Genomic DNA, 13007 nt, shown 5'->3' on the forward strand with positions numbered 1-13007 from the left:
CGGCTCCGGCAGCGCGGCGCCTGGAATCGGGAGCGGTGGCAGCGGCACGCGCTCCACGGGCGCATTCTGCGCCCAGGCTGCCGACTGGCAGCCCAGAGCAAGCAATGCTCCTGCAATGATGGCCTCAGATATCCGCATAGCACTGTATCTCGGCTGCGCCTCCCGGATGGGTGACGGCGCCGCCCTTGGCGGATCCGACCGTCTGCGCGTATTTCCAAAGCGCGCCCGAGCGATAATCCGTCTGGCGCGGCGTCCAGGCCTTACGACGCACTTCAAGTTCGGCATCAGAAAGGCGGACTGCGAGCTTTCCTGTGATGGCGTCGAGCTCGATGATGTCGCCGTCGCGGATCAGGCCGATCGGCCCGCCGACAGCGGCCTCGGGGCCGACATGGCCGACGCAGAAACCGCGGGTCGCGCCCGAGAAACGGCCGTCGGTGATCAGCGCGACCTTGTCGCCCATGCCCTGGCCGTAGAGCGCCGCGGTCGTCGACAGCATCTCGCGCATGCCCGGGCCGCCCTTGGGACCCTCATAGCGGATCACCAGCACGTCGCCGACCTTGTAGTCGCGGTTGGTGACGGCCTTGAAGGCGTCCTCCTCGCAGTCGAAGCAGCGCGCCGGGCCGGCGAAGACAAGGCTCTCGGTCGGCATGCCGGCGATCTTCACGATCGCACCTTCCGGAGCGAGATTGCCCTTGAGGCCAACGACGCCGCCGGTCTGCGTGATCGGCTTGTTGGCGGGATGGACGACGTCCTGCTGGTCGTTCCACTTCACCGAGGCGAGGTTCTCGGCGATGGTGCGGCCGGTCACGGTCATGCAGTCGCCGTGCAGGTAGCCGTGGTCGAGCAGCGTCTTCATCAACAACGGAATGCCGCCGACCTCGAACATGTCCTTGGCGACGTATTTGCCGCCCGGCTTCAGATCGGCGACGTAAGGGGTCTTCTTGAAGATCTCGGCGACGGCGAACAAGTCGAAGTCGATGCCGCATTCATGCGCGATCGCCGGCAGGTGCAGCGCCGCATTGGTCGAGCCGCCCGAGGCCGCGACGACCATCGCCGCGTTCTCCAGCGCCTTGCGGGTGACGATGTCGCGCGGGCGGATGTTCCGGGCGATCAGGTCCATCACCATCTCGCCGGCGGTGTAGCAGAAGGTGTCGCGCACGTCGTAGGGCGCCGGCGCGCCACAGCTATAGGGCAGCGCCAGGCCGATCGCCTCAGCGACGGTCGCCATTGTGTTGGCGGTGAACTGGGCGCCGCAGGAGCCGGAGGACGGACAGGCGACCTCCTCGAGCTCCTTCAGGTCCTCGTCCGACATCGCGCCGACCGAGTGCTTGCCGACCGCCTCGAACACGTCCTGGATGGTGACCGGCTGGCCCTTGAAATTGCCGGGCAGGATCGAGCCGCCATAGATGAAAATCGAGGGCACGTTGAGGCGCACCATCGCCATCATCATGCCGGGCAGCGACTTGTCGCAGCCGGCGAGGCCGACCAGCGCGTCATAGCAATGGCCGCGCATGGTGAGCTCGACCGAGTCGGCGATGACCTCACGCGAGGCCAGCGACGACTTCATGCCCTGGTGGCCCATGGCAATGCCGTCGGTCACGGTGATCGTGCAGAACTCGCGCGGTGTGCCCTGGGCCGAGGCGACGCCCTTCTTCACGGCCTGGGCCTGGCGCATCAGGGCGATGTTGCAGGGCGCGGCCTCGTTCCAGCAGGAGGCGACGCCGACGAAGGGCTGCGCGATCTGCTTCGCGGTCATGCCCATCGCGTAATAATAGGAACGATGCGGAGCACGGGCCGGCCCGACACTGACGTGCCGGCTGGGCAGCTTCGACTTATCGAATACGCGCGCGTCCATTCAAACTCTGTCCCGCCACCCCACCTGGCGGGCGCCAGATGTGCCACGCCGCCGCCCGCTGGTGCAATCATCCGCCCCCGAGCCGGCCGCGAAGCATTTTTCTGCTCCACATCCTGCCTGAAGGGGCTTAATTCTTCCGTATCTCAGATAGTTACTGAAGTTTGCAGCTGGGGCCGCTTTGTGGCGGCTTCACGGCAATCGTGGCAGCCCGCCGCCGCAACGCTGCAATAGCTGCCGATGTTGTAGAAAAGTCACGGCATCACAGCTCGCGGCAGCATCGGCTGCGGCTCTGCCCACAATCCCAGCGTGCAGCTGGACATCGCCGGCGGCTCACGATCCCGGCACCGGGCCGGATGCCGTGAGGACGAAGCAAATAATGCCAGCCAGGCAGGCGCCAATCCGAACCGGCTTCGGGCACGGCGAAACCTCTCGACCAAATCATTGAAGTCTTGCGACTTTTAAACCAGCCGGCCGACACCGACCGCGCCTCTGCCGAGCCTTCAGGCCCTTCAGATTAGAATTTATCTAATAAGAATCCAGTTTAGAATAGATATAACACCTTGAAACAAAAGGGATATTCCCTTGACCGCCTCGACTTGCCGGACTACCGCTCCCTCCCGAATGGCCGATTTTGATAGCCCCGCCCGAAGGAGCGAAACATGACCATCCGCACCGCGCTCGCCGCGACAGCCCTGGCGTCCTGCCTGCTGGCCGCCCCTGCCCTTGCGCAGAGCGCCAACCTCTACACGACGCGCGAGCCGGCTCTGCTCAACCCGGTGATCGAGGCCTTCACCAAGGACACCGGCATCAAGGTCAACGCGGTCTTCCTCAAGGACGGCCTGCAGCAGCGCATCCAGGCCGAGGGCGCCAACAGCCCGGCCGACGTGATGCTCGTCGTCGATGTCGGCGAGATCCAGGCGGCGGCCGATGCCGGCGTCACCCAGCCGGTCAAGTCGGCGCTGGTCGACAAGATCGTGCCGGCCCAGCTGCGCGGCGCCGGCGACAACTGGATCACGCTGACCAAGCGCGCCCGCATCGTCATCGTCTCCAAAGATCGGGTCAAGCAGGACGCGATCACCTATGAGGACCTCGCCGATCCCAAGTGGAAGGGCAAGTTCTGCATCCGCTCGGGCCAGCACCCCTACAACACGGCGCTGTTCTCGGCCTATCTCAGCCATCACGGCGCGGAGAAGACGGAAGGCTATCTCAAGGCGCTCAAGGCCAACACCGCCCGCAAGCCCGGCGGCGGCGACCGTGACGTCGCCCGTGACATCCTCTCGGGCCAGTGCGACATCGCCATCATCAACACCTACTATATCGGGCTGATGAGCAAGGCGACGAACGAGCAGAAGGGCTGGTACGAGGCGATCAAGCCGCTCAAGACCACCTTCGCCAATGGCGGCACCCATGTGAACGTCTCGGCCGCCGCGATCGCCAAGCACGCGCCGAACAAGGAGAACGCCGTCAAGCTGATCGAGTACATGCTCAGCGAGAAGGCGCAGCACATCTATGCCGACGGCAATTTCGAGTTCCCGGTCAATGCCGACGTCAAGGAGGCCGAGGCCGTGAAGCTGCTCGGCGCCGTCACTCCGGACAAGCTGCCGCTCGCCGACATCGCCAAGAACCGCAAGGCCGCCTCCGAGCTGGTCGACAAGGCCGGCTTCGACAATTGAGCCTGAGCGCATCCGCAGCGCATGCAGAACGGCTGCCGGTTCGCTGGCGGCCGTCGACGCGTCTGGTCTATCTGACGGCCGCCGCCGCCTGCCTGGTCGCGCTGCCCGTGCTGGCGCTCGCCTTCACCGCATTGTCGCGCGAGGCGCTGACGGTCTGGCCGCATCTGACTGCCAACGTCCTGCCGGTCGCGCTTTGGAATACTGCGCTGCTCCTCGCCGGCGTCGCCCTGTTCTGCGGGGCGGTCGGAACCGGCGCCGCCTGGCTGGTGACGCAATACGACTTCCCCGGCCGCCGCAGCCTGGAATGGCTGCTGGTCGTGCCGCTGGCGCTGCCGACCTACATCACGGCTTACGTCTACGTCGAAATCCTCGGCTTCCAGGGGCCGTTCCAGAGCGCGCTCAGGGCGCTGACCGGCTGGCGCTCGCTGCGCGACTACTGGTTCCCCGACCCGCGCAACCTGCCGGGCGCGGTCTTCATTCTCGGGATCGTGCTCTACCCTTATGTCTATCTCAGCGTACGCGCGCTGTTCTCGATGCAGAGCGCCGCGCTGATCGAATCCGCCCGCACCCTCGGAACAAGGCGCTGGCCGCTGTTCTGGCGCATCGGCCTGCCGATGGCTCGTCCAGCCCTCGCCGCCGGCCTGACGCTCGCTCTGCTCGAGACGCTGAACGACATCGGCGCTAGCGAATATCTCGGCGTCCGCTCGCTGACGATCTCGGTCTACACCACTTGGATCAATCGCGGCTCGCTGGCCGGCGCCACCCAGATCGCCTGCGTCATGCTGCTCGTCGTGGTCGGTCTGATGGCTGCCGAGGCGCGCACGCGCGGAGCGCGACGCTTCGCACTGCCCGTGAAGCGGCCGCGGCCGGTCGGCCGCATCCAGCTCTCCGGCGCTCGGGGCTGGATGGCGTCGCTCGCCTGCTTCCTGCCGGCGCTGTTCGGGGCGGTGCTGCCACTCTATTACCTGCTCGGCGAGTTGTGGCGCCGCGATCTCGTCGCCCAGGCTGATCCGACGCTCTGGCGAGCGCTCGTCAACACCGTCGCGATCTCGGCACTCGCCGCGGTGCTGATCGTCGCGATCGGCATCGGCATCGCCGCGGCGCTGCGGCTTGGGCGTGAGCGTGCCTTGCCGCTGCTCGCCCGTATCGCCTCGCTCGGCTATGCGCTGCCCGGCACGGTTCTGGCGCTCGGGCTGCTGGTGCCGCTCGCCGCCTTCGACAACCTCGTCGCCGATGCCAGCCGCGCGCTCTTCGGCGCGAGCCCGGGCCTGCTTCTGCTCGGATCGGGCGCTGCATTGGTCATTGCCTATCTCGTGCGCTTCCTGACCATCGCCGTGAACGGGGTCGAGAGCGGCTATGCCCGCATCTCGCCGCGCATCGACGACGCCGCGCGCTCGCTCGGCGCCGACAGGCGCGAATTGCTGCGCCGGCTGCATTGGCCGTTGATGCGCCCGGCCATCGCCGCCGCCGCCCTGCTCGTCTTCGTCGACTGCATGAAGGAACTACCGGCGACGCTGCTGCTGCGCCCACTCAACTTCGACACACTCGCCACGGTGGTCTACGGCCACGCCGCCCGCGGCGTCTTCGAGGACGGCGCGCTGGCGGCATTGCTGATCGTGGCGATCGGCATCTATCCGGCGCTCAGGCTCGCCCGCGCCGGCGAGCAAACGTCGGTTTCGCGCGAAAATTGAGATGTTTCCCCGGCCTTTCGACGTCCGAAGGGGTGGCGAACTCGACATTCCCGGGCCGGAGGACTAAACCCTTGCCGCGCGACGATATGCAGGCCGCCCGGTCGAATCGCTCGCGTTATCGGATTGCGTGACGACGGGCCCCGCCGTCACGCAGATGAAGGCCACACACCAGGCCATGTCACGACGCGCACTCCTGATCGGCCTCGCCGCGGCCGCTGCGCTGCTGCTCACGCTCGGGCTGCGGTCGTGGAATCTCGCTCTGTCGCAGGTCGAGCGCTCCGTTGTCGCCGGCATCGAGACCCGTACCGGCCTCAAGGTGACGGGGCTGCGCCGGGCCGAGATCGCGATCCTGCCCCTGCCCCGGATCAGCCTTTCCGACGTGACCTTCGCCGATCCGCAGGGCGTGCTCGCCGGCAAGGCGGCGCGCCTGCGCGCCCGCGCCCGCCTGCTCCCTTTGCTCACAGGCCAGCTCGACTTCGACCGCATCGACCTGGTCGCCCCCGAGATCGACGTCGCATCCGACGAATCCGGCGGCGGGTATGCCGGCTGGCTCGATCGCGTCCTCGGCTATCTCGCGCGGCTCGATGGCCAGACCAGGCTCATCCTGACTTCCGGCAGCGTCATGATGCGCGCCGACCGCACGGTCCTGACGACGCTGCGCGACGTCAACCTGGTGATCGAGGAACGGACGGCGCAGGCGCCGGTCGCGCTCGCCGGCTCCTTCACCTGGCGCGGCGAGGCCACCAAGGTCGACATCCTCTGGCCGGTGGCCGGCGAGCGGGCCCGCACCGCCTTTTCGTTCGGCTCGCGCCTGATGAACCTGCGTCTCAACGGCACGCGCTCGGCCGCCCAGGGCACGACCAGCGGCCAGATCGAGTTCAGCACGAAATCGCTGTCCGATGCCCTGGCCTGGATCGGCCCGCGTCCGCGCATCGCTTCGCTCGCCCGGCAGGTCGAGCTGACCGCGCAGGCCCAGATCAACCAGAGAAGTGTCGCGCTCGATTCAGTCGTCGCCATGGTCGACGGCGACCAGCTCGAGGGCGCTCTCAAGCTCGACGGCGCAATGCCGAACTGGGCGCTCTCCGGCACGCTCGCCGGCGCCGAGTTCGATCTCGGGCGCCTGCTGCGCCAGGCCGAACCGCAGGCACCGACCGCCGGCGGCGACAACGCTGGCACGCCGCTCGAGTTCGACGGCTGGACCACCAATGATGTCGACCTGCGCCTGTCGCTCGACTCCGCCCGGATCGGCGCGGCTCGGTTCGGCGATCTCGCGGCCCAGCTCCTGATCCGCAAGGGCCGCTTCGAGGCCTCGCTGCTGCGCGCCTCGGCTTATGGCGGCTCGGCCCGTGCCCGCATCCTCGCCACTCCCGTCACCGCAGGCGCGGACGTCAAGCTGCAGCTCGGCCTCGAGAAGGTGAATCTCGCACTGGTCGCCGATGACCTGCCGACGCTCGCCCGCCTCAGCGGCACCGCGACCGGGCAGCTCGCCTTCGACGGCATCGGCAGCAGCCTGGAACAGGTGGTGAGTTCTCTCACCGGCCGCGCCGGCCTGACGATCCGGCAAGGCGAGTTCCGTGGCATCGCCTTCCCCGATCTGCTGCGCAAGGCGGAGAAGCCGCCGACCTCCGCGCGCGACTGGCGTCAGGGCAAGAGCGCTTTCGAGACCCTGCAGCTCTCCGCGCTCGCCAATCTCGGCGTGCTCTACGTCACCGATACGCAGATCGCCGGCTCTGGCTATAATGTCGTCCTCAACGGCACGGCCGATCTCACCCGGCGCTGGCTCGACCTCAACGGCGCTTTGAATTCGACGACGACCTCGACGCGCGTGCCCTTCGACCTGCGCGGCCCGTTCTTCGGCGCCGCCTTCACACCCGAGATCGATGCGGCCTTGCGGCCGATCGGCTCGGCGATCCCGCTGCTGCGCTGACGCACCTCCGCGTCATTCGCAGGCAAAGCGAAGCGCAGAACCAAGAACCTCCAGACGAAAGAGGCGCCCATGAGGGCGCCTCCTTTGGCCGGCGATGCTCGGGTCAAGCCCGAGCATGATGCCTGACTGATCGGGCCGACGCCGCACCGGAGAGGAGGCTCACGCCTCCCCGGCCGGCTCCTCACCCGCGCCATTCTCGGTCTCGTCGGCCTCGCCCTCTTCCTCGCTCTCCTCGCCGATGCGCTCGACCGAGACGACCTTCTCGCCGTCGCCGGTGTTGAACACGGTGACGCCCTGCGTCGAGCGCCCGGCGATGCGGATGCGGTTGTTCGGGCCGGCATCGACCGGCACGCGGATCACCTGCCCGCCATCGGTGACGAGCATGATCTGCTCCTTCTCCTCGGCCGGGAACGAGGCGACGAGCCTGCCGTTGCGATCGTTGACGACCATGGCAACGATGCCCTTGCCGCCGCGCCCGGTCACCCGGTACTCGAAGGACGACGAGCGCTTGCCGTAGCCGTTCTCAGACACCGTCAGGATGAACTGCTCGGCAAGCTGCATCTCCAGCCGCTTGGCGCCGAGTTCGACTTCGCCGGCGGCCTCCTCACCCTCGGCGGCCGAAACCTCGGTCTCCTCAGCTTCACCGCTGAGTGCCCTGCGCTGAGCCGCCGCGTCCTTCAGATAGGTCGCCCGCTCTTCCGGCGTCGCATCGAGGTGCTTCAGGATCGCGAGCGAGATCACCTCGTCGCCATCGGCGAGGTTGATGCCGCGCACACCGGTCGAGTCGCGGCCCTTGAAGACGCGCACCTCGGGCACGGCGAAGCGGATGCACTGGCCGCCGGCGGTGGTCAGTAGCACGTCGTCATGCTCGGAGCAGATCTGCACGTCGACGATGGAATCGCCCTCGTCGAGCTTCATCGCGATCTTGCCGTTGCGATTGACCTGGACGAAGTCGGAGAGCTTGTTGCGCCGGACATTGCCGCTCTTGGTGGCGAACATCACGTCGAGCCGGCCCCAGCTCTCCTCGTCCTCCGGCAGCGGCATCACCGTGGTGATGCGCTCGTCCTTGTCCAGCGGCAGCATGTTGTTGAGGAACTTGCCGCGCGCATTCGGCGCCGAAAGCGGCAGCCGCCAGACCTTCTCCTTGTAGGCCTGGCCCAGCGAGGAGAAGAAGATGATCGGCGTATGCGTGTCGGCGACGAAGAGGCGGGTAACGAAATCCTCCTCGCGGGTCGACATGCCGGAGCGGCCCTTGCCGCCGCGCTTCTGCGACCGATAGGTCGAGAGCGGCACGCGCTTGATGTAGCCGGCATGGGAGACGGTAACGACCATGTCCTCGCGGGCGATCAGGTCCTCGTCGTCGAGATCCGAGCCCCAATCGTGGATCTCGGTGCGACGCGGCGTCGCGAAGGCGGTCTTCACCTCCAGGAGCTCGGTCTTGATGATCTCCTGGATACGCACCCGCGAACGCAGGATATCGAGATAGTTGGCGATCTCCTTGGCGAGCTTCTCGAGCTCGTCGCCGATTTCGTCGCGACCGAGGGCCGTCAGGCGGGCAAGGCGCAGCTCGAGGATCGCCTTGGCCTGTGCGTCCGACAGGCGGTAGGTGCCATCCGCATTCATCGGATGGCGCGGATCGTCGACCAGTGCGATCAGCGGCGCGATGTCGTCAGCCGGCCAGTCGCGCGCCATCAAGGCCTCATGCGCGGCCGACGGCGTCGGCGCGGTGCGGATCAGGCGGATGACCTCATCGATATTGGCGACGGCGGTGGCGAGACCGCAGAGGACATGGGCGCGCTCGCGCGCCTTGTTGAGCAGGTAGCGCGTACGCCGCGAAACGACTTCCTCGCGGAACTCGACGAAGGCGGAGATGAAGTCCTTGAGGTTCAGGACCTCCGGCCGCCCACCGGTCAGCGCCACCATGTTGGCGCCGAAGGAGGTCTGCAGCGGCGTGAAGCGGTAGAGCTGGTTCAGCACCACGTCGGCGACGGCGTCGCGCTTGATCTCGATGACGACGCGCACGCCCTCGCGATTCGATTCGTCGCGCAGGTCGGAGATGCCCTCGATCCGCTTCTCGCGGACGAGATCGGCGATCTTCTCGACCATCGTCGCCTTGTTCACCTGATAGGGAACCTCGGTGACGATGATCGCCTCGCGCTCCTTGCGCAGCTCCTCGATATGCGTCTTCGAGCGCATCACGATCGAGCCGCGCCCGGTGTGATAGGCCGAATGGATGCCGCTGCGGCCCATGATCTGGGCACCGGTCGGGAAGTCCGGGCCAGGCACGATCGCGATCAGGTCGTCGATCGAGAGCTCGGGATCGTCGATCAGCGCGATGCAGGCATCGATGACCTCGCCGAGATTGTGCGGCGGGATATTGGTCGCCATGCCGACGGCGATGCCGCCGGCGCCGTTGACCAGAAGGTTCGGATAGCGCGCCGGCAGGACGGTCGGCTCATGTTCCTTGCCGTCATAGTTCGGCTGGAAGTTGACGGTGTCGAGGTCGAGATCCTCGAGCAGCGGCATCGCCGCCTTGTCGAGGCGCGCCTCGGTGTAGCGATCGGCCGCCGGGCTGTCGCCGTCCATCGAGCCGAAATTGCCCTGACCATCGATCAACGGCAGGCGCAGCGAGAAATCCTGCGCCATGCGCACGAGCGCGTCATAGACCGCGAGATTGCCGTGCGGATGGTACTTACCCATCGTGTCGCCGACGATGCGCGCGCATTTGGTATAGGGCCGGTCGGGCAGGTTCTTGTTCTCGTGCATCGAGAACAAGATGCGCCGGTGCACGGGCTTGAGGCCGTCGCGAACGTCCGGGAGAGCGCGGCTCACGATCACGCTCATGGCGTAATCGAGATAGCTCTTCTTCATCTCGTCGGTGATCGCGATCGGCTTGATGTCGCCGCCGAACTGCGGGCCGTCGTCGCGCTTGTCGTCGTTGTCTTCGCTCAAGGGAAAAAGTCCCGTTTACCGCTGGTTTTTCAACGCTCTGGCTACCCGATTCCGGCGGGCGAAGCCAGCGAAACGCGAATCTATTCAGAGAAAATAAAAGCGTTTCATTGCAGCAGCTTATGCGGGGTTTTTGATTCGCTTTCGCGCACCCTCCGCATTCTCGCCATGTTTGGCGCGAGGTCGCATGCTGAAATTGGCGAAACCGTCGTCCGAAGCCTGCGCGCTAGACATTCCGAACCTGCGGGGCGAACCGCCGAAAGGCGGCGTCGATCTCCTTTTCTCCGCCTGCAACCCCAGCCAGGGAAAGGCGAACCCCGGACCTCGGGAACGGCCAAGGCCTCCGGAACCTGGTGAAATCCAGTATATGCGGCCGATATAATTTGGGCTCGATCAGGCCGACGCTGAGAACCAATTCCTTGTTTCTGCCAGGGTCGAACGAGTAACTCTGCACGGCGGTCCAAGGCACCTTGCGTGTAAGGATGTCGGGAACCGTCAGCCCCTCCTCGTCGAACGCCAAATGCACTGAGCGATCAAGATCGCGGGAGGCTCTTCCAAGGGCGAAAAGCACGAGCGGAGCGATGAGCAATCCTCCAACGATCGGTGCCGATCCGCCTGTGCGTATGAAATTTATGAAGGTGGTGACGATGGCCCCGGCAGCACAAAGATAGAAACCCATTTCCCAGCGGCGCCCATTGCCGCGAAATTCGATGCGGTTCGGCGCGTTGGTTTCGGCCGGCACGTCGACGGCGCTCATCTCGTTTGCCTCGCTTTCAAGCCCCATCCGCAGCCTCGCCATGCATGGCAGCGCACGGCACCGCCGGGCTATTCGATGGTGATCTTGGCTTCCCGCGCGATCCTGCCGAACTTCTCGTACTCGGATGCCGTCAGCGTCCCGAGTTCCGCCGCGCTCGATGCCTTCGGGTTGAAACCAGCCTGCAGCAGCCTGTCCTTGACCTCCGGCGCGCCGAGCGCCTCGACGAAGGCCGCGTTGAGCGCCTCGGCGATCGCTGGCGGCAAGCCGCTCGGTCCGTAGACGCCGAACCAGGGCTCGACCGCATAGCCCGGCAAGCCCGCTTCCGCGATCGTCGGAACGTCCGGCAAGGCCGGTGAGCGCGCTGCGCTCGCGACCGCCAGAGCGGTGAGCTTGCCGGCCTGGATATGCGGCAGCGAGGCCGGAAGGTTGTCGAACATCGCGCCGAGATGGCCGCCCAGGAGATCGTTGATGCCGGGAGCGCTGCCGCGATAGGCGACATGGGTCAATTGCGTGCCGGTCATCTGCCCGAACAGCACCGCGGCGAGATGCATCGAGGTGCCGTTGCCGGCGGTGCCGTATTGCAGCCCCGGCTCGGCCTTCGCCCGGGCGATGAATTCGGCGACGGTCTTCACCGGCAGCTTCGGCCCGACCTCGAGCACGATCGTCGAGGTGCCGAGCAGGCTGATCGCAGTGAAGTCCTTGCGCGGGTCGAACGGGACGCTCTTGTAGATGTGTGGGTTGAGCGCGTTGGTCGAGATCGCGCCGAAACCGATGGTGTAGCCATCCGGCGCCGACTTGGCGACCGCATCCATGCCGATATTGCCGCCGGCGCCCGGCCGGCTCTCGATCACGACCGGCTGGCCGAGGCGTGCGCCGACCTTCTCGCCGACGAGGCGGGCGACCAGATCGGTGGTTCCCCCGGCGACATAGGGCACGATGAAGCGGATCGGCTTGGCGGGATAGGCCTGCGCCTGCCCCTTGCCCGCGATGGCGATCAGCGGCGCCGCTGCAAGGGCGGCAGTCAGCTGTCGACGGGACAAGGCATGGTCCATCTGGATACTCCGGCTTTGCGGCGAGCCGCCGCGCATGTCCGATGCTCGCCAATCCCGGTGCGTCGCGCAACTGGCGGCAGGAGGCCGGCTCTAGCCCGGGCTGCCTCATCGCATTCGTCCGCACAATCGAGCTGGACAAGCCGAGCAGGCCGCGCAAACCCGGGTTTCCCTCGAAGAGTATTGGGCTCTACGATGGAATCAGGTGCCCGCCGAGACGGCAAGGGCGCGGCAAGAGCAGCACAATAAGCTCGGGGCGAGACATGCTGACCGAATATCTCTCCTCCGCGCTCGTCACGTTGCTGGTGACGCTCGATCCGCCGGGGCTGGCGCCGATCTTCCTGTCGTTGACGCGCGGCATGTCGGCGAGCGAGCGGCGGCAGGTCGCGGTGCGCGCCTGCATCATCGCCTTCTGCATCATGGCCTTCTTCGGCCTCGCCGGCGACGTCGTGCTGAAAGCGCTTGGCGTCTCGCTGCCGGCCTTCCGCATCGCCGGCGGTTTCCTGCTGTTCTGGATCTCCTTCGAGATGGTGTTCGAGCGCCGCAACGACCGCAAGCAGGCGACAGCCGACACCGCCATCACCAAGGATCATATCCGCAACGTCGCCGCCTTCCCGCTGGCGATCCCGCTGATGGCCGGCCCCGGCGCGTTGACCGCGATGATGCTGCTCGCCGGCCGCGCCAATGGCGACATCGTAATGCTCTCCTCGCTCGCGGCGATCTGCGGGCTGGTGATCCTCTCCTGCCTCGCCGTCTTCTTCCTGGCGGTGCCGATCGCCCGCCTGCTCGGCGTCACCGGCAATGTCGTGCTCACCCGCCTGCTCGGCGTGATCCTGGCCGCGCTGGCGGTGCAATTCGTGATCGACGGCGTGCGGGCTGTGATCCGGAGCGGCTGAAAGACATAGCCGAATGCCTGGTAACAGGTTGTCAAATATAGAATTTCTTCCACTGACTACCGAGATTAGTTCTCGCAAAGCTGAAGCCTAGCTCCTCGTGAGCTAGGATTGGCTCTATCGTTTTGTCCTTGGCGACAACGTGGTTCAAGCCAACAGGGCGAAAGCCCTTGGCAAACTCATCTCCATCTCCGTGATCATCTTCTCCGCAAT

8 protein-coding genes are annotated in these 13007 nt (G+C 66.2%); 4 read left to right on the forward strand and 4 right to left on the reverse strand.

What is annotated here, in order from left to right:
* Positions 1 to 124: 124 nt before the first annotated feature.
* A complete protein-coding gene (gene ilvD, locus AC1DS0_RS03565) occupies positions 125 to 1855 on the reverse strand; it encodes a dihydroxy-acid dehydratase (protein ID WP_476812993.1) in 1731 nt (576 codons plus the stop codon).
* Between the two features lie 659 nt (positions 1856 to 2514).
* Between ilvD and AC1DS0_RS03570 the strand changes: the two genes are divergently transcribed.
* From AC1DS0_RS03570 to AC1DS0_RS03580, 3 genes are all read left to right on the forward strand, one after another.
* Positions 2515 to 3528, forward strand: a complete 1014-nt coding sequence (locus tag AC1DS0_RS03570) for an extracellular solute-binding protein (protein WP_476812994.1) — start codon at positions 2515 to 2517, stop codon at positions 3526 to 3528.
* The gene (locus AC1DS0_RS03575; RefSeq protein ID WP_476812995.1) at positions 3525 to 5219 is read left to right on the forward strand and encodes an ABC transporter permease; all 1695 of its coding nucleotides are present in this window, start codon (positions 3525 to 3527) and stop codon (positions 5217 to 5219) included. The genes AC1DS0_RS03570 and AC1DS0_RS03575 overlap by 4 nt, the downstream gene beginning before the upstream one ends.
* 175 nt (positions 5220 to 5394) lie before the next feature.
* Positions 5395 to 7146: an AsmA family protein gene (locus tag AC1DS0_RS03580; protein ID WP_476812996.1), complete on the forward strand. Its 1752-nt coding sequence runs from the start codon at positions 5395 to 5397 to the stop codon at positions 7144 to 7146.
* 159 nt (positions 7147 to 7305) lie between these two features.
* Here the strand turns inward: AC1DS0_RS03580 and gyrA are convergent, their stop codons facing one another.
* From gyrA to AC1DS0_RS03595, 3 genes are all read right to left on the reverse strand, one after another.
* On the reverse strand, positions 7306 to 10098 hold the full coding sequence (gene gyrA / locus AC1DS0_RS03585) for a DNA gyrase subunit A (RefSeq protein ID WP_476812997.1): 2793 nt from the start codon (positions 10096 to 10098) through the stop codon (positions 7306 to 7308).
* A 223-nt stretch (positions 10099 to 10321) separates the two neighbouring features.
* Positions 10322 to 10852 carry a hypothetical protein gene (locus AC1DS0_RS03590; protein WP_476812998.1) on the reverse strand — a complete coding sequence of 177 codons (531 nt, stop codon included), beginning with the start codon at positions 10850 to 10852 and terminating at the stop codon, positions 10322 to 10324.
* Between the two features lie 68 nt (positions 10853 to 10920).
* Positions 10921 to 11892: a Bug family tripartite tricarboxylate transporter substrate binding protein gene (locus tag AC1DS0_RS03595; protein WP_476812999.1), complete on the reverse strand. Its 972-nt coding sequence runs from the start codon at positions 11890 to 11892 to the stop codon at positions 10921 to 10923.
* Between the two features lie 272 nt (positions 11893 to 12164).
* Between AC1DS0_RS03595 and AC1DS0_RS03600 the strand changes: the two genes are divergently transcribed.
* Positions 12165 to 12797 (forward strand): MarC family protein, encoded by a 633-nt coding sequence (locus AC1DS0_RS03600; RefSeq protein ID WP_476813000.1) that lies wholly within the window; start codon positions 12165 to 12167, stop codon positions 12795 to 12797.
* The last annotated feature ends 210 nt before the right edge of the window (positions 12798 to 13007 follow it).

Source organism: Allobosea sp. P4_H5, from assembly GCF_056400825.1.

Bases quoted from the DNA above. Each gene is read 5' to 3' on its own strand.
- AC1DS0_RS03600 (WP_476813000.1), top strand. From the start codon at position 12,165: ATGCTGACCGAATATCTCTCCTCCGCGCTCGTCACGTTGCTGGTGACG.
- ilvD (WP_476812993.1), bottom strand. From the start codon at position 1,855: ATGGACGCGCGCGTATTCGATAAGTCGAAGCTGCCCAGCCGGCACGTC.
- AC1DS0_RS03580 (WP_476812996.1), top strand. From the start codon at position 5,395: ATGTCACGACGCGCACTCCTGATCGGCCTCGCCGCGGCCGCTGCGCTG.
- AC1DS0_RS03570 (WP_476812994.1), top strand. From the start codon at position 2,515: ATGACCATCCGCACCGCGCTCGCCGCGACAGCCCTGGCGTCCTGCCTG.
- AC1DS0_RS03590 (WP_476812998.1), bottom strand. From the start codon at position 10,852: ATGAGCGCCGTCGACGTGCCGGCCGAAACCAACGCGCCGAACCGCATC.